General features: G+C 72.0%; 17 protein-coding genes. 9 read left to right on the top strand and 8 right to left on the bottom strand.

Annotation, left to right across the window (positions count from 1 at the left end; all coding sequences use genetic code 11):
- Positions 1–180 precede the first annotated feature (180 nt).
- Complete coding sequence (locus C4U03_RS21175) at positions 181–834, bottom strand: OB-fold-containig protein (protein ID WP_103939575.1); 654 nt, start codon at positions 832–834, stop codon at positions 181–183.
- 527 nt (positions 835–1,361) lie between these two features.
- On the opposite strand from C4U03_RS21175, the gene C4U03_RS21170 reads away from it, so the two are divergent.
- Entirely contained in the window at positions 1,362–2,183 is an 822-nt protein-coding gene (locus tag C4U03_RS21170) for a transporter substrate-binding domain-containing protein (protein ID WP_103939574.1), read from the top strand.
- A 66-nt stretch (positions 2,184–2,249) separates the two neighbouring features.
- On the opposite strand, the gene C4U03_RS21165 is transcribed toward C4U03_RS21170, so the two are convergent.
- The 3 genes from C4U03_RS21165 to C4U03_RS21155 all read right to left on the bottom strand — a co-directional run bounded on the left by C4U03_RS21165 (position 2,250) and on the right by C4U03_RS21155 (position 4,412).
- Positions 2,250–3,110 carry a patatin-like phospholipase family protein gene (locus C4U03_RS21165; RefSeq protein WP_103939573.1) on the bottom strand — a complete coding sequence of 287 codons (861 nt, stop codon included), beginning with the start codon at positions 3,108–3,110 and terminating at the stop codon, positions 2,250–2,252.
- Between the two features lie 58 nt (positions 3,111–3,168).
- A complete protein-coding gene (locus C4U03_RS21160) occupies positions 3,169–3,606 on the bottom strand; it encodes an acyl-CoA thioesterase (protein ID WP_103939572.1) in 438 nt (145 codons plus the stop codon).
- A gap of 62 nt (positions 3,607–3,668) precedes the next feature.
- Positions 3,669–4,412 (bottom strand): PaaX family transcriptional regulator C-terminal domain-containing protein, encoded by a 744-nt coding sequence (locus C4U03_RS21155; RefSeq protein WP_103939571.1) that lies wholly within the window; start codon positions 4,410–4,412, stop codon positions 3,669–3,671.
- A gap of 262 nt (positions 4,413–4,674) precedes the next feature.
- On the opposite strand from C4U03_RS21155, the gene C4U03_RS21150 reads away from it, so the two are divergent.
- The 3 genes from C4U03_RS21150 to C4U03_RS21140 all read left to right on the top strand — a co-directional run bounded on the left by C4U03_RS21150 (position 4,675) and on the right by C4U03_RS21140 (position 7,005).
- Positions 4,675–5,061, top strand: a complete 387-nt coding sequence (locus tag C4U03_RS21150) for an STAS domain-containing protein (protein WP_160147050.1) — start codon at positions 4,675–4,677, stop codon at positions 5,059–5,061.
- Between the two features lie 41 nt (positions 5,062–5,102).
- Entirely contained in the window at positions 5,103–6,359 is a 1,257-nt protein-coding gene (locus tag C4U03_RS21145; RefSeq protein ID WP_200827371.1) for a PP2C family protein-serine/threonine phosphatase, read from the top strand.
- 97 nt (positions 6,360–6,456) lie between these two features.
- The gene (locus C4U03_RS21140; protein WP_103939568.1) at positions 6,457–7,005 is read left to right on the top strand and encodes a PaaI family thioesterase; all 549 of its coding nucleotides are present in this window, start codon (positions 6,457–6,459) and stop codon (positions 7,003–7,005) included.
- Positions 7,006–7,574: 569 nt separating this feature from the next.
- Here the strand turns inward: C4U03_RS21140 and C4U03_RS21135 are convergent.
- A complete protein-coding gene (locus C4U03_RS21135) occupies positions 7,575–8,966 on the bottom strand; it encodes an XRE family transcriptional regulator (protein WP_235018013.1) in 1,392 nt (463 codons plus the stop codon).
- A gap of 197 nt (positions 8,967–9,163) precedes the next feature.
- On the opposite strand from C4U03_RS21135, the gene C4U03_RS21130 reads away from it, so the two are divergent.
- The 3 genes from C4U03_RS21130 to C4U03_RS21120 all read left to right on the top strand — a co-directional run bounded on the left by C4U03_RS21130 (position 9,164) and on the right by C4U03_RS21120 (position 11,292).
- Positions 9,164–9,613 (top strand): hypothetical protein, encoded by a 450-nt coding sequence (locus C4U03_RS21130; protein WP_103939567.1) that lies wholly within the window; start codon positions 9,164–9,166, stop codon positions 9,611–9,613.
- A 201-nt stretch (positions 9,614–9,814) separates the two neighbouring features.
- Positions 9,815–10,657 carry a class I SAM-dependent methyltransferase gene (locus C4U03_RS21125; RefSeq protein WP_103939566.1) on the top strand — a complete coding sequence of 281 codons (843 nt, stop codon included), beginning with the start codon at positions 9,815–9,817 and terminating at the stop codon, positions 10,655–10,657.
- 170 nt (positions 10,658–10,827) lie between these two features.
- Positions 10,828–11,292 carry a tetratricopeptide repeat protein gene (locus C4U03_RS21120; protein WP_103939565.1) on the top strand — a complete coding sequence of 155 codons (465 nt, stop codon included), beginning with the start codon at positions 10,828–10,830 and terminating at the stop codon, positions 11,290–11,292.
- A gap of 43 nt (positions 11,293–11,335) precedes the next feature.
- On the opposite strand, the gene C4U03_RS21115 is transcribed toward C4U03_RS21120, so the two are convergent.
- Positions 11,336–12,235: a LysR family transcriptional regulator gene (locus C4U03_RS21115; RefSeq protein ID WP_103939714.1), complete on the bottom strand. Its 900-nt coding sequence runs from the start codon at positions 12,233–12,235 to the stop codon at positions 11,336–11,338.
- 92 nt (positions 12,236–12,327) lie between these two features.
- Between C4U03_RS21115 and C4U03_RS21110 the strand changes: the two genes are divergently transcribed.
- Together C4U03_RS21110 and C4U03_RS40505 are read left to right on the top strand one after the other, a co-directional pair.
- Positions 12,328–13,497: an MFS transporter gene (locus tag C4U03_RS21110; RefSeq protein ID WP_200827370.1), complete on the top strand. Its 1,170-nt coding sequence runs from the start codon at positions 12,328–12,330 to the stop codon at positions 13,495–13,497.
- A 49-nt stretch (positions 13,498–13,546) separates the two neighbouring features.
- A complete protein-coding gene (locus tag C4U03_RS40505) occupies positions 13,547–14,068 on the top strand; it encodes a hypothetical protein (protein ID WP_160147049.1) in 522 nt (173 codons plus the stop codon).
- A 60-nt stretch (positions 14,069–14,128) separates the two neighbouring features.
- Here C4U03_RS40505 and C4U03_RS21095 read toward each other — a convergent pair whose 3' ends face one another.
- Complete coding sequence (locus C4U03_RS21095) at positions 14,129–15,487, bottom strand: ABC transporter permease (RefSeq protein ID WP_103939562.1); 1,359 nt, start codon at positions 15,485–15,487, stop codon at positions 14,129–14,131.
- 4 nt (positions 15,488–15,491) lie between these two features.
- Positions 15,492–16,271: an ABC transporter ATP-binding protein gene (locus tag C4U03_RS21090; protein ID WP_103939561.1), complete on the bottom strand. Its 780-nt coding sequence runs from the start codon at positions 16,269–16,271 to the stop codon at positions 15,492–15,494.
- Positions 16,272–16,307: the final 36 nt, after the last annotated feature.

The raw sequence follows: 16,307 nt of genomic DNA, 5'->3' as shown, positions 1-16,307 counted from the left end.
TTCGGGGGGTCAGGTCGCGTCCTGTCAGGGCGGCGGGGACTCAGGACGACGGTCGGTCGAAACAACGAGGTCAGGGCAACGAGGTCGGGACGGTGGGGCGGCCGGGGCGTCGAGGCGGAACGACGGGCGGTCAGGACAACGAGGTCGAAGCGGTGGGGCCGCAGCGGTGGCGGCCCCGGGTCAGGGCAAGGGGCGGTCGGGATCCAGGGCGGCGTCGTAGGGCATGACGCGGAAGAACTCGCCGGCCGTGTCGTAGTCGAAGATCAGGGCGCTGCTGCCGACGGTGAGCGGCTCGGCCAGGGGATCGGGGGTCTCCTGGCGGACCTGGATGATGGCCGACGAGCCGTCCGGCGAGGTGATCTCGGCCTGGCCGAAGTCGGGCCCCACCGTGGACGTGCGGATCACGCACATCCGGCCCACGAAGTCGTGCCGGGACGACTCGCGGACCTGCGGCAGGGCCTTGCGCAGCGGCATCACCACCAGGCAGGTGACCAGCCAGCCGGCCACCACGGCCAGGGTCAGCGCCAGCAGCCCGAGGGCCAGCGTCAGGGGCGAGGAGAGGTCGAAACGATCCAGCACGACGGCACCGACCAGACTGAAGAACCAGGAGAAGGCGATCAGCAGCGAGAGCGCGACGGTCACCGGCACCTCGCCCAGCCGCAGCGCGCCCAGGAAACCGCCCAGGCCCGCGGCCCCGGCCTCGGCGTCGCCGTCCAGCAGGTCCAGGTCGGCGGCGCCCAGCACCACGAACGCCCAGTAGCCGACGACGACCAGCAGCGAAAAGGTGAAGAGCACGGTGGGGAAGGCGAACACCGTCCCGACGAACTCGCCCATGGTCTAACCGACCTCCCCCGCGTCCGCCCCCGCCTGGTGGCGGGGACCCGTGGCCGTCTCGACCCGGTCGGTGACCGGGTCGTTTGCGGGGACGACCGGAAGACTGGCGGTGTTGCCGGCCGATGGACAGCCCGGTCGTCCTTGCCGACCAGGCTTCCCGGCACACCGTGAGGCGAATGATACAGATATGTCTGGTTGTTGCCCAATCGAATTGTCCGGGGCGCGTTCCGGGCGGCCTTGAGCCGGGCATTCGAACGGTACCGCCCGCGACCTCCCGTCTCCTTGCTGCACGGGTGATTCGACGGGATCGGATGGATCTCGGTTCCCTTTTCCGTCCATGACCGGAACCGGTCATCGGACCAGGGTGCGTTCCCCGAGTCGGCCGGGCGACCGGATCGACGGGCCTGAAGATCTTGACCAGTGGCGGCGGGTGCCCCAGCATGGCGGGCGGAGCCGTGCCCGGCCCGCCGTCGTGCCGGTGGCCGTTGACCCGGCGTGTCCGCGGCGGACACCCGTTTGGAGGGACGATGCGGTCGCCGGTGGTGTCGTTCGCCCTGGTCGTTCTGGCCGTCCTGACCTGCGGTGCCTGCGCCGGTCCGGGAGGCGGTTCGTCGATCCTCGACAAGGGGACCGTGGTGGTGGGAGTGCGGCCGGACCTTCCCGGGCTCGGGCTGCGCCGGCCGGACGGCACGTTCGAGGGCTTCGAGGTGGACGTGGCCAGGGACCTGGCCGTCCGGCTCGGCTGGAAGGTCAGGTTCGTGGCGGCGCTGGCCGCCGACCGCGAGCCGTTGCTGTTGTCGGGCCGGGCCGACCTCATGTTCGGCACGTTCTCGGTCACCCCCGAGCGCAAGCTCAAGGTCGCCTTCGCCGGGCCGTACCACGTCTCCTACCAGGACATTCTGGTGCGTTCCGGTGACCGCCGGATCAACGGCGTGCGCGACCTCAAGGGCCGCCGGATCTGCGCGGTGGAGGGCGCGAACGCGGCCGAGCGCGTGGTGCGGGAGCGGGGGGTGCCCGCGGTGCCGGTGCCCGCCCCCCACTACGACCGGTGCATGGCCATGCTACGCACCGGCGAGGTGGAGGCGATCACCACCAACGACGTGATCCTGGCCGGGCTGATCGCCCGGGAGAGGGGCGCCGGCCTGCGGCTGGTCGGCGCCGGCTTCGGCGAGCAGCGGACCGGGATCGGTATGCGGCGGGGCGACGTGGCGGGCTGTGAGGCGCTCAACCGGGCGATCACGCAGATGTACCAGGACGGCACCGCCCGCAGGCTGCTGTTGAGATGGTTCGACGGCACCGGTCTGGAGCTGGGGACGATCGCCGTCCCGCAGTTCGAGGGCTGCTCTTGAACGGGCGGCCCGCACCGGCCGGCCGCAGGCGGCGGCCGTTTGCGGCCCGGCCGGTGACGGGCGGTGTCACACGGACGGCTCCCATGCCTTGCGGACGTCGTCGGTGACGGCCGAGGCTTGCCGGAGGCCGGCGTCGAAGGCGGGGCCCCAGAGTTTGGGGCTGAGCAGGTCGGCGCCGAAGGTCTCCATGGTGGCCTGGTCGGGGCCGATGGCGACGGTGCGGGCGTCGCCCAGCTCGGCGAGCTCTTTTTCCAGGGTGGCGCGCGGGGTCAGGTGCGCCATCGGCTCGACGATGACCACGGCGGCGGCGCCCTTGGCCAGGTCGGCGTTGGTGACCGAGCGGCAGCCGCCGTCCATGTAGCGGCGGCCGTCGATGGCGACCGGCGGGAAGACGCAGGGCACCGTGCAGCTCGCCCGTACCGCCAGCGCCAGCGGGACGCTGGAGGAGCCGTCCCAGACGACGAACGAGCCGTCCTCGACGTCCACCCCGGTGATCAGCAGGCGCCGGTCGGGCCACTCCTGGCTGGGCAGCCGGGTGCCGACCTCCTCCAGCACGGCGGCCATGGCCTCGGTCTCGGCCTCCAGCGCCATCCGGCCGACCCTGGCGCGGGCCTCCTGCGGGTCGAGGGAGGCGTCGTAGAGGATCGCGAAGGCCTGCAGCACCACGTTCAGGTCCACGTCGGCGGGGGCGGTGCCCCGGCCGTCGCCCTCGGCGCGGGCCGACATCCGCCGCACCGCCTCGGTCATGTCGGCGCCGTGCGCCGCGAACGAGCCGACCACCGACCCGGCCGAGGTCCCCACGAACAGGTCGGCGCCGGTCAGGTCCACCCCCTGCTCGGCCAGACCGGCGAGCAGACCGGCCTCCCAGGCGATCCCGGCGACGCCACCGCCGCCCAGCACCAGTGCACGTCCGCCGTTCATCGTCATGCGGTCATCCCTTCGGTTCGGCCGGCCGGCGGTTCGCGCATCGGCTCGCCGTTCGTCGTCATGCGGTGGTCTCTTCGGTCGGGCCGGTCAGCAGTGCGTTCATCGCCGAGCGCATCGGCTCGCCGATCTCCACGGGCCGGCGCGTCTCGCGGTCAACGAACACGTGGACGAAACGGCCCTCGGCGACCGGGGTCTCGCCGTCCTCGCGGAAAAGCCCGACTTCGTAGCGGACGCTGGAACGGCCCAGATGCCCCACCCGCAGGCCCACCCGGAAGGGCTCGGGGAATTCGATCGAGCCCTTGTAGACGCACTGCGACTCCACGCACAGCCCGATGGAGCGGCTCCGGTGGATGTCCAGGCCCGCCTCCCGGATCAGCCAGGCGTTGATCACGGTGTCCATCACCGAGTAGTGGACGGCGTTGTTGACGTGGCCGTAGACGTCGTTGTCCTTCCACCGGGTGGGGACGGTCTCCCAGTAGCCGTACTCAGCGTTCACGGCGAGCAGTTTATGTTCGAGTGTCGCCAATGGGCCGTTGGGCCCCGTCCCGGCGGGCGGCGTCACCGGGAGCCCGACAGGACGTGGTCGGCCAGGAAGCGCCCGAACGCGGCCTCGGCGCGTTCGTAATGGGCGCGCAGCTCGGAGCCGGGCCAGCCGTCCGGCAGCAGCTCGCCGGGGAGCAGCGGGTCGGCCATCAGGTGGCGCAGCACGGCGGCCGAGACGGTGAAGTGTTCGGCCGCCGGGGCCGCCCGGTCGAGTGCGGCGATCAGGCGGCGGGCCGTGGCCGCCCACCCCGGCAGGTCCCACAGCGCGGCGGCCAGCCGCCGGGGGTCCTGCTCGGGCCGTCCGAGGAGGAACGTGCACTGCTGGGCCACGATGGCGGGCCGGTCGAGGGCGAGGTTGGCCGGACGCAGCCAGGTGCCCTCGCGCAGCTCGGCCAGTCGCAGCCCGGCCATGGCCTGGCGGAGGGCGGCGCGGTCGGCGGCGGGCCGGCGTTCGGCGGTGATGACCGCGATTTCCCAGGAGCCGTCCCAGGGGCGGGTGCGCGGCGAACGGCTCTCGTCCTGGCGGGCCTGGCGGCGCAGCAGCCGTTCGGTGAGCTGGTACGCGCCGTCCACCTGGACGAGGTCGCCGGCGGCGACCATGCGCGACAGCGCCACCCGGACGGTGCCCTCGGCGATGCCGAACAGCTCACCGACCCGGACCAGGTGGCGGGCGGGCATCCGCGGAGGGTGGGAGCCGAGCAGCGTGCTCAGCACCACCGAGCGGGCGGTCAGCGGTCGCAGGTCGAGGGTGTCGGTCATCACTGCCTGCGAGGGTACTTGCACGGTCCCGGCCGCCGCGGTTTCCGTTTTCTTGGGCCGGTTTTGAACGGGCCATGGCACTCGGGGGAGTTTCAGCGGGCACACCGACAGGTCTGAAAGGAGGTCCGCACGATGGGCCGCCCGACACGCCTCCGGGGAGCTCTCGATGATCGGTGTCCGTCCTGCTCCGTCCACTCCCGACGGCGTTCGCTGGCCGCATGTTCCCCCCGATGACCCTTCCGGCCACACCGTCGACGGCGGCATGACGGCCGAAGCGCTGGACGTGACCCTGGAGCGGCGCGGCCCCTGGACCGTCCTGGCCTTGGCGGGCGCGCTGGACTTCACCACGGTTGGCTCGCTGGCCCGCCGCCTGGACGAGGTCCTGGCCGGCGCGGCGGACAGGGCGCCCCCGCCCCGTCTGGCGCTGCGGCTGGCCGACCTGGCCTTCTGTGACTCCAGCGGCGTGAACGCCATCATCAACGTTCACAAACGCCTGGTCGCCGTCGGCGGCCGGCTCGTTCTGGTCGCCCCCAGCCGCCCGGTGACCCGTCTGCTGGACATCACCGGGCTGGCCCGCTGCCTGACCGTCACCGACACCCTGCCCGATGGTCCGCCGCCCGGATCGCGGCCGGAGGACGAGGGCGGCTGAGGCCGTGATCGGGCGTTGTGGTCGGAGGAGGCAGGGGCCTGATGCCCGGTGTTGAAAAGGTACTGCGGATGCTGGGCGAGCTACTGCGCGCCGGGCATCTGACCGGGATCGAGCAACTGCCGGGCCTGGTGACCAAGCAGGCCGCGGTGGCAGATCTGGAGCAGGTCCACATCTATGTGGCCGACCTGCGTCAGCAGGTACTGCGGGAGCTGACCGGTCAGGGACTGGACGCCGGTGAGGGAGGGCAGGAACTGCCGATCGAGAACACCTTGGCCGGGCGGGCCTTCCGCGACGTCCGCACCATCGCCGCCCCCGGCGCCGGTGCGGGTCGGCAGCGGTACTGGGTGCCGATCCTGGAGGGCGCCGAACGCCTGGGCGTGTTGCGGGCCGACGCCGCCGACGGCGACGCCGACGCCGACGCCGACGCCGACGGCGACGGCGGCGATGACGTGCGTCAGGCGCTGGAGCATCTGGCGTCCATGATCGGCCTGCAACTGATCAGCAAGAACCTCTCCAGCGATTCCTACGCCCGGCTGAGGCGTACCGAGGAGATGAACGTGGCCGCCGAGATGCAGTGGGCGCTGGTGCCGCCGCGGTCCTTCGCCAACGGCCAGGTCACGATCTCGGCGGTGCTGGAGCCGGCCTACCGGGTCGGCGGTGACGCCTTCGACTACGCGATGGCCGGTGACACGCTGCACCTGGCCGTCTTCGACGCCATGGGCCACAACATCGCCGCCGGGCTGACGGCGAACCTGTCCATAGCCACCTGCCGCAACCAGCGCCGCCAGGGCGTCGACCTGGCCTCCATCAGCGACCGCATCGAGCGGGTGCTGATCGAGCAGTTCGGCCCCGGTCGCTACATCACCGGCGTGCTGGCCGACCTGGACCTGGTCACCGGCCGGCTCAGCTGGGTCAACCGCGGCCACCAGCCCCCGGTCCTGATCCGCGGGGGACGCTGGGTCACCACCCTGAACTGCCTGCCCGCCCATCCGATGGGCACCGACCTGGACCTGCCGGTGACCGTGTGCCGTGAGGACCTGCAACCCGGCGACCGGATCCTGCTCTACACCGACGGCGTCACCGAAGCCCGCGACGCCTACGGCCGCGAGTTCGGCCTGAGCAGGTTCACCGAATTCATCATCCGCCACCAGGCCGACGGCCTGTCGGTCCCCGAGACCCTGCGCCGCCTGATGGGCGCCGTCCTCGCCTATCACGGCGGGCAACTTCAGGACGACGCCACCGTCGTGTTCTGCGAGTGGCACAACCCCATCCCGGACCGGGAGAACCGCGTGCTGTGACCTCCGCCCGAACCCCCGGCGAACGGCCCTGACGTGATGTGGCTCTCCATGCTTACGGCTTTCCGCCGAACGCAGTCGATATGTAATGTCTGGAAGCATGACCAGTCCCAGTGAGCCCCGCGCCGCCAGGCGTTCCAGCGCGGCCTCGCCGCTCACCACGCCGCCGTCGGACGCGGCCGTCCCCGTCGTGGACGCCTCCGCCGTCCGCGACATGGAGGACGTCGGCGAGGTCCTGGGCAACGCGTGCTTCGGTTGCGGCCCGGACGTGCCGCACGGGCTGCGGATCAGGCGCACCGGCCACGACGGCAGCACCGCCTACGCCGAGTTCACCGTGCAGCCCGAGCACCAGGGGGCGCCGGGGCTCGCGCACGGCGGGATCCTCGCCTCGGCGATGGACGAGATCCTCGGCACCTCGGCCTGGCTGCTGGGCGGCCGGTACGTGACCGGACGGCTGGAGACCGACTACCTCGCCCCGGTCCCTGTGGGCTCGGTCGTCCACCTCACCGCCCGCTGCACGGGAGTGGACGGACGCAAGGCCTACATCGAGGGCGAGGCCCGCCTCGGCGGCCCGGACGGCCCGATCGCGGTACGCGCCGCCAGCATTTTCATCAAGGTGCCGCTGGAGCACTTCACCAAGGAACGCTGACCCGCCAGGTCCCGCCGGTCACCTGTCGGCGGGGCTTTCGCACGGCTGGGAAAGACAGGCGCCCCATCCTTTGGTGAGGTAGCGGGCGGGACGGATTCGATGACGTCCATGGCCTGTCGGCCGCCCTCGCCGGGATCGGTGCGGGCGTACGCGACGGCGCTGTAAAGGCCGAGCCGGACCGACGAGTACAGGGGGTGTCGGGCCGGTAGAAGCGCCGTGCGGCCCGCTGCACCTCTTCGGCCGGGCTCGTGTCTTCGCCGATCTTGACGTTATTGCAGGCTGAACGGCACCTAGAGCGCAATAACGTCAAGATCGCCGAAATTCGGAGTGTAGAGGGGGTGTGAGCGCGTCCGCAGAGCGTTCAATTCCCGCCGATCTTGACGTTATTGTTGCCTGAACGCGGTTCAGGGTGCAATAACGTCAAGATCGGCGGGATCCGCTGGGCGGGGGATGTTGGGGGTGCTGCGCTAGTGCGTTCTTTGGGGCGGTCTCGGCTGATGGTGCGCACACCTTCTGGGTTGCCCGCGCCCGTTAGGGGTACGGATGTTCCTCTGAGGAACGGCGGATGATCAGGCGCTGGCCGTCAGCGCTTGCAGTTCGCGGGCAGCGGGCAGCCTGCGGGCCTCGGGTGGCAGTGTCCGTAGGATCTGTCCTGTCAGCGACGCCCTTCCGGCGGTCGCGGCGTCAGGGTGGCGTTCCAGGGCGGTGATCGCCCGCTCCAGTCCCGTCTTCACCTCCCGCGCCTGGATGAGCGCAGCCGCGTCCATGAGCGCCAGGTTCGAGCGGGGGCCGTGCGCGTCGGGTGGGTAGAGGCTCTCAGCCTCCGCCACCGTCGCGTGAGCCCGGCGGTCCCCGGAGAGGGCGTGCACGTAGGACTCGGTCCACCGCAACTGGCTCTGCCGGAAAGCGAACACCGACTGTCCGTCCTGGTGCGGAAGCCCGTCGAACGTGCGCTTGGCCTTGGCCAGGGAGGCATAGGCCTGGGCGGTGTCGCCCTGGGCGACGGCGGCGTAGGCGCGTGCGGCATGAGCGCGGGCCAGCCCGGCGGACGGCCCCCCGTCCGCGATCGTGACGGCTTCGTCGGCCAGGGCGACGACGGTGGAGGTCGGCCGTCCGGTCCAACAAGCTTCCTGGGCGGCCCGGCCACGCACCCATACACGCAGGTCCGTATCGCCGCAGGCGTCAGCGGCGCGTATGGCGGTGGCCCAAGCGGTGCGTACGGCACGGATGTCGCCCCGGTCCCCCAAGTTGATCGCCAGACATGCCGACAATCCGGCGCTGACCCGCAGCATCCGCTGCCGCTCCGGTTCGGCGAGCTGCCGCCTGAGCAATTCGCCGACGGTGATGATGTCGGAGGTCAGGTCCCTGGTCAGGGCTCCGGCCGGCCGGGTGATGAGCAACTGCCCGTACTCGTGGACGGTGCGCTCCCACTCGTCCAGATCGAGAGGGTTGCCGAGCGCATCATCGATCCCGCTGAGGACGCCTTCGAGAGATCCCGGTGGGATGGCCGTTCCCGCACCGAGCGCGGCCAGCAACTGGAGTGCAGCGCGACGTCTCATGTCGTCATCCCTGAAGTCGGGAACAGGGCTCACGCCCACGGTACCCATCGGGTCGGTGGAATAGGGCTGCGAAAGCTCTTGAACGGCGCGGACCTCGCCGGAGTCGGACGGCGAGAGTGGCGGGGTGGCCTGGGTGGGGGCGAATAGTTCGGCCTCAGGGAGGTCGAACACTGTGGCGTAGGCGGTGCGGTACATGGCGGAGATTCCGCCGCCATCCTCCCATTCTTTGATGTGGCTGGCGACGGTGACGTGTGAGGGTTTTTGCCTGTCATCGATGGCGTCGAGCAGGAGGCGGGCCAACTCGCGGCGGCCCCATCCGCGATGGTCGCGTTCGGTCCGCAGGCGCGCTCCTCTGGCGCGTCCTTCGGGGGTGATCTTGGCTCGTCTTTCGGCTCGGCTCATGGTGCGTGCACCTTCCGGTCACCCCGCACCCCTGGGGGAGCGGACGTCCCCCTAGGGGGGTCGGCCAGTCCCCCCATCATGCCCTCTGGCCTACGCCGTGTGACGTGGTTTCACTAACCATGTGTAACCAAGCGGCCCCGGCCCGACGCTGCAACGTCGGGGAGTTCCGGGGCCTGGCCAGGAAAGCGAGTCCTGACGTGAGTAAGAGCCTAGCGCCCCCTGCGTGGCCGATCCCCGTACCTCGTTCGCAGGAGCAGACGCGGCACCGGCAGCAGAGCGAGCTTCGTGCCCAGTTCCCCGACGCCGCCGCCTGGTACGGACCCAAGTCCGGCCGGTGGCTGGCCGCGCCGACCGGTGCGACCGGCCTGATCGAGGCGCACACCGCCGCCGGCCTGTCCGCCCTGCTCGAACAGCACTACAAGCAGCTTCTCCCCCCGACCCCCCGGCCGGTCCTCCCGCAGCGCCAGGCCCAGCGCCGCAGACCGCTCGGGGACCAGCCCCCCGCCCGCCGGAGGCCGCAGCATCGTCCGGCGGGCGGGGGCTCCACCACCCCGGCGGCCCGCCACGGCCGCCATGAGGCCGTCCGCCGACCAGGGCGGTTCCGCCGGGCCTTGACCCGGCTCGGGCTGATAGCGAGCCCCGCGTGAACCGCGCCGGGATGGGGGCGCGGTGATGGATGCCGTGTTCGTACGGCCCACCTGGCGTACCGGTCAGGGCGAGGCCGGCGGCCAGTAGAGCGGGGTGGCGGCCTCATCCGACCCCCTGGGGCCGCTGCTCCTTCCGAGACGCGGATGTGCCGATGCTGAGGAGGGGTCGGCACATCCGCCATCCCGAGAGTGAGAACAACCATGGATACTCCAGCCAAAGGCTGCCTGGACTACGGGGCCGCCGCCGAGTCGCCGCAGGTGCCCGGCGTGGACGGCTTCGGCGAGCTGCTGCGCGACTGCTACCGGGCCGGTGCCCGCCGCGGCGTCGCACGGCAGGTGATCGAGCGGTCCGACGGCTTCGTGAGCGTGGAGGACGCCTTCCGCTACTTCACCCGCCCCGACGAGTGGATGGTTCCGGAGCGCCGCGCGGTCGAGCTGGCGGCCGGGCGGGTCCTGGACGTCGGGTGCGGGGCGGGCCGCCACATGATCGCCATGCGGAACTGCCAGGAGGTCGTCGGCATCGACCCGTCGCCGGGCGCGGTCGAGGTGGCCCGGTCGCGCGGCCTGGACGCCCGGCTCGGCACCGTTCAGCGGCCCGGCGACCTCGGTACGTTCGACACGATCATGCTCCTCGGCGGCAACCTCGGTCTGCTCGGCAGCCGCGAGCAGGCCCCGAAGGTGCTCGGCAGCCTGGCGAGGCTGGCCCGTCCGGGCGCCCGCATGTACGCGATCGGACGCGACCCCTACGCCGTACGCCCGCCCGAGCACCTGCGCTACCACGACACGAACCGCAAGGCCGGCCGGATGCCCGGCCAGGTGCGGATGCGGCTGCGATACCGGTGCTGGGCGTCGGCGTGGTTCGACCGGCTGATGGTGTCGCCGTACGAGCTGGAGATGCTGGTGACCGGCAGCCCGTGGCGGCTGCTGGACTGCTCGGCCGTGTACGCCACGGGCTTTTTCCTCGCCGAACTCCAGCACGTCGGCACCCAGCGTGCCATCACGGATGCACCAGCGACGACACCACCGCAGCGCTCCAGAAGCTGAGCGGGCAGATCGGGACAAGCCGCAGGTCATCGGCTTATGCGTCGAGTGAGGCGGGACGGTCTGTGGTGGGTGCTCAGCGGGGACGGCGGCGGTCAGCAGCTTTGAAGGCCGTAAGGCACGTCGGGTCAGTAGGCTGACCGCGATTGCCCGCTGTGGTGAAGGAGCTGCACATGACCACCGACCCGACGATGACCCGGATCGGCCAGGCGGTGGAGTTGCATCACCACCAGGGTCAGCGTGAAGCCGCTCGCGACCTGTTCGCGCAGATCTGGGACGACATCGGCGGTGAGCAAGGCGACCCGCTGCATGTTTGCGTCCTCGCCCACTCGATGGCCGACGTGCAGGACGACGTGCGCCAGGAGCTGATGTGGGATCTGCGAGCGCTCGCCGCCGTCGCTCTCGTCACCGATGAGCGGGTGGCTCAAGCCGGGGTGCCGCTTTCAGTGGCCGGCCTGTATCCGTCGTTGCACCTGAACTTGGGTGAGTGCTATCGCAAGCTGGGCGATTTCGACCGCGCCCGTGAGCACCTCCAGCAGGCGCGGGCCGAGATCGGCGCGCTTGGCGACGACGGGTATGGGCAGCTCATCAGGGGCGGCCTGGAGCGGCTGGCCAAACAATTGGACGAGGCCACCTGACCACGCCCAGGCCCCGCGCAGGGCGACGGGGCTGCGTCCCGCCCTACGCCGAGTTCGTGGCGGCGGCGGTTGCGGCGCAGGCCAGGGCGCGGATGCGGGCGTTCTCTCCGGCGCATCGCCACACCACCCCGAACCGGGACTCCGGTAGTCCCTCGACCGGCACGAACGTGGTGTCCGGCCGGCAGTGGTAGGCGGCCGTCGATGCGCAGAACAGCAGCCCGCCCCGGCCTGCCGCGATCATGGTCAGCGCCTCCTGGAGGGTGGCGACCACCGGGCCGCGCGGGATCGGCCGGCCGGCGGGCGTGACGGCCGGGGAGAAGATCTCCGCCCAGTACCGCGGCGCCGGGTCGGCGATCTGGATCAGCGGGTGGTCGGCCAGTTCCTCGACGTGGACGGCGGCCCGCCCGGCCAGCGGATGGGTGCGGGACACCGCCACCGTGACCGGCTGCGCGGGGAACGTGGGGCCGACCACCAGGCCGGGCTCGGCCACCGGCAGGCACACGAACGCCGCGTCCACCTCTCCCGAGCGGACCTGCCCGAACGGGTCGGCCAGCGGTAGTTCCACGACCTCGACCTCGGTGCCGTGGCCGCCCTCCTGGAAGGCCAGTACGGTGCCCATCACCGCCGCGTTCGGGGTCCCGACGAACCCGACCCGCAGCGTCCCGTCCACCCCCCGGGCGGCGGCGCGGGCGCGCTCCATCGCCTCGTGCAGCGACTCGAAGGCGGGGCGCACGTCCTCCAGGAAGCGTTCGCCGAGCGGGGTGAGCCGGACCCGGCGGCTGGTGCGTTCCACCAGCGGGGCGCCGACCCGGTGCTCCAGGGAGCGCAGCAACTGGCTCACCCGGCTCTGCGACAGGTAGAGCCGCTCGGCCGTCCGCCCGAAATGCAGTTCCCGGCTCAGCACCAGGAAGCATTCCAGTTCGCGCAGGTCCATCCGCGTCATCGGCCCCCGTCCTCGATCGATGAGCCCGGCTGATCCCATCATCAGCGACTCGTCGTTGTTCCGCATCGATGATCGTCGACAGGCTGGCCATCATGACCGAAACTACCTTGGCGCCTGTTGGGGTCGCCCGCTGGACCGCCGTGGCGGCGCTGTTCCTCGGCACGTTCTCGCTGGTGACCAGTGAGATGCTGCCGGTCGGGCTGCTCACCGAGATGGGCGCCGACCTGAACGCCTCCGACGGGGTGACGGGCCTGGTGATGACGGCGTGCGGGGTGGTCGGCGGGCTGTCGGCGCCGCTGCTGGTCACCTGGCGGGCCGACCGGCGGCTGGTGCTGACCGGCGCGCTCGGCGTGCTGGCAGTGGCCAACCTGGTCGCCGCACTGGCGCCCAACATCGTGGTACTGCTGGCGGCGCGGCTGCTGGCGGGACTGTCGTTCGGTGGGTTCTGGGCGCTGGCGGCGGGGATGGCGGTCCGGCTGGTGCCGGCCGCGTCGGTGCCCCGGGCCACCGCGATCATCCTGTCCGGGGTGTCGCTGGCGTCGGTGGTCGGCGTCCCGGCGGGCACCCTGCTGGGCGACGCGACCTCGTGGCGGGTGGCCACCGGGGTGCTGGGCGTGCTGTGCATGGCGGTGCTCGCGGTGCTGGCGTTCGTGCTGCCGCCGCTGCCCGCCACCCAGACCCTGCGGCTCGGCGACTTCCCGGCGCTGCTCGCCCGTCCCGCCGTACGGGCCTGCCTGGGCGGGCTGGCGCTCGTCGTGGTGGCCCACTTCGCCTCCTTCACCTACGTGCGGCCGGTGCTGGAGGACATCTCCGGGGTGGACGCCGGGCTCGTCGGGACGCTGCTGCTGGTCTACGGAGTGGCCGGGGTCGCGGGCAACTTCGCGGTCGGCGCGCTGATCCCCAGGCTGCCGTACGGGGCGACGATCCTCGCGCCGGCGCTGCTGGCCGCCGCCGTGCTGGCGATCCCGCTCGCGGGCGCCGGCACCGGCCGGGCCGCGCTGCTGCTGGCCGTGTGGGGCGTCGGGTACGGCGCCGTCCCGGTCGTCTTCCAGAGCTGGATCATGCGGGAGGCGCCGGACGCCACCGAGGCGGGCTCGGCGATGGTCGTGACGGGCTTCCAGGTGTCCATCGCGTTCGGCTCGCTGCTCGGCGGCCGGATGGTGGACGGGATCTCGCTGACGAGCGTGCTGTGGCTGGCCGGGGTCCTCGCCGTGGCCTCCCTGGCCCTCGTCTGGTCCTCCCGCCCCGCCCCCGCCCGGTGAGACCGCGGACCCCATTTACCGGCGGGCGGGGCCGGGTCATACTCGGGGCGTGATCTTGCGAGGTGCGGTGGTGGCCGTTCTGGCCCTGGGCGTCGCCGGGTGCTCGGACGCGGGGGACCGGGGAGACGGACAGGCGGCCGCGACGCAGGCGCCGTCCTCCGTCCCGGCCGTTCCACCGGGGCCTCCGGTGTGCGATCCGCCCTCGCCCGTGCGGGCCTCCTCGTTCTCCTCGGGACTCCCGGAGGTGCAGGGGACGGGACGGGGCGCGCAACTGTGGGGGATGGTCATGATGCGGCACCCCTACCCGCCCTTCCCGGTCGGTGACACGGCCGAGGAAGAGGTCAAGATCGTGTGGCGGATGACCGGGAAAGGGCCGCTGCGGATGGCGCTGACCGGCCCGGACGGCAAGGCCCGCCGGCTGGCCTGGGGTCCGGAGTCCCATTCCGGCAGCACCTACGAACGGCCGGGCGACGAGTGGGGGACCGGTTTCCGGTTCACCGAGCCGGGCTGCTGGCATCTGCGGGCGACCCGCGACGACGTGGCCGCCGACGTGTGGCTGAAAGCCGGCTGAGCGGGCCGGCCGCCGTACGCGGCCGCCCCGCTCCAGGGCCGGTGGACGGGATCGGCGGGGTCAGACCGCCGCCGCCTCGATGGCCGGGATCCGCAGGGCGCGGACGGCGGTGGCCAGGCTGGCGGCCATGGTCAGGACGGCGGCGACGGCGACGATCGCCAGGAAGGTGCCCGGGCCGCTGTCCGGCAGGACGGTGTCGGTGCGGGCGAAGGTGAACGGCAGGATCGTGAACAGGGAGGCGACCGCGCCGAACAGCACGCCGGTGACGGTCAGCACGGCCGACTCCAACGTGACCATGGCCAGCACCTGGCCGGGGGTGGCGCCGGTGAGGCGCTGGCGGCCGAACTCGCCCCGCCGGTAGGTGGTGGTGGCGACCAGGGTGTTGATCAGCATGATCGCCGCGAACAGCACGACCATCCCGATCACCACGAAGTTGAGGGTCTCGATGCTCTTCTGCTCGTCGTTCTTGAGCAGGCCCTCGGCGGCGATGGCGGCGCTGTCGACGTCCTGCATGTAGAGGGTGCCGGTGGCGATCCCGGTGAACAGGATGATCGGCATCAGCGCACCGGCCATCTGGTGCGCGCGCTGCCGGACGTTCTGCACGGTCAGGTGACCGGCGGCGCCGCCGAAACGCTCCAGCGGGGCGGCCGGCAGCCCGGCCACCCGGCGGACCAGCACCGGGCCGAGCAGGGCGAACCCGATGGAGGCCCAGATGGAGGTCTGCCCGGCGGTCTGCATCGCGTCGCTGCCCTCGCCGTGCATCACGGTGGCGGTGACGACGGCCAGATCCGCGGCCAGCAGCAGGAACACGATGCCGCCGACCAGCCGCTTGCGGCTCATCCGGCGCGGCTCGGCGGTGGCGTCCATCAGCGACTCGGTGACCCGCAGCCCGGTGGTGCGGCGGGCGGTCAGCACCGCCGAGCCCACCGCCGCCACGAACGTGATCCCGCACCCCATCGACAGGGCGGCCGGGCCGAAGACGTGCGTCACGTCCGGCGCCACCTGCTCGGTGTCGATCAGCAGCGCCAGCAGGGCCCGCCCGCCCAGCATCCCCGGCAGGACGGCCAGCGCGACGGCGGCGACGGCCAGCACGGCGGTCTCGCCCAGGATCATCCGGCGGAGCTGGGCGGGGGTGGCGCCGATGCTCTTCAGCAGCGCCATCTCGGTGGCCCGCTGCCGCACCGCCAGGCTCAGGGTGGAGGTGACGGCGAACAGCACCAGGATCAGGCTCCACCCGCCCACCACGCTCGCCATGGTGACCAGGGTCTCGACGTTGGCGTCCGAGACCCCCGTACCGCCGGCGGTGTCCAGCATGGACGCGAACGACATGATCATGACGGCGCCGAGCAGCATCGCCAGGAAGCTCGCCACGAACGCGGTGGCGCGGTGCCGCAGGGAACGCAGTGCCAGGGACAGCATCGGATCAGACCCCCGACATCGCGCGCCTGGCGGCGACCTCGTCGCCCAGGCGGGTCAGCCGCTCGGCGACGGCCTCGGCGGTGGGGTCGGCCAGGTGCCCGACGAGATGCCCATCGGCCAGGAACAGCACCGAGTCGGCGTACGAGGCGGCCACCGGGTCGTGGGTCACCAGCACGACCGTCCGTCCGTAGAAGCGCACCGTCTCCTGCAGCAGCGTCAGCACCTCGCGGGCGCTGCGGGTGTCCAGCGCCCCGGTCGGCTCGTCCCCGAAGATCAGCTTGGGTGAGGTCACCAGCGCGCGGGCGATGGCGACCCGCTGCTGCTGCCCGCCCGACAGCTCGGCCGGACGGTGGCCGAGCCGGTCGCCGAGCCCGACCCGGCGCAGGATGTCCACCGCCGCGTCCGGGTTGGCCCTCCGGCCGGCCAGCTTCAGCGGCAGCAGCACGTTCTGCAGCACGGTCAGCGTGGGCAGCAGGTTGAACTGCTGGAACACGAAGCCGATCCGCTTGCGCCGGAACTTCGTCAGCTCGGCCTCGCTCCCGCCGGTCATCTCGGTGCCGTCCACGTACACCCGGCCTTCGGTGGGCCGGTCGAGCCCGGCCGCGCACTGCAGCAGTGTGCTCTTGCCGGAGCCGGACGGCCCCATCACCGCGGTGAACGTGCCGGCCGACAGGCTCAGGGAGACGTTGGCCAGCGCGGTCACGGGGTTGTCCTCGGTGCCGTACACCTTGCGCACCGACACCAGCCGGAGCGCCTCCCCTTGGGGCTTGATTCGCTGTGTCATGGTCCAAGGCTGCGAGCCGGTGCTGACCGTCCGCGC

Source organism: Thermomonospora echinospora (genome assembly GCF_900108175.1).
GTDB lineage: Bacteria > Actinomycetota > Actinomycetes > Streptosporangiales > Streptosporangiaceae > Thermomonospora > Thermomonospora echinospora.
This window is presented reverse-complemented; position numbering and strand designations above follow the sequence as displayed.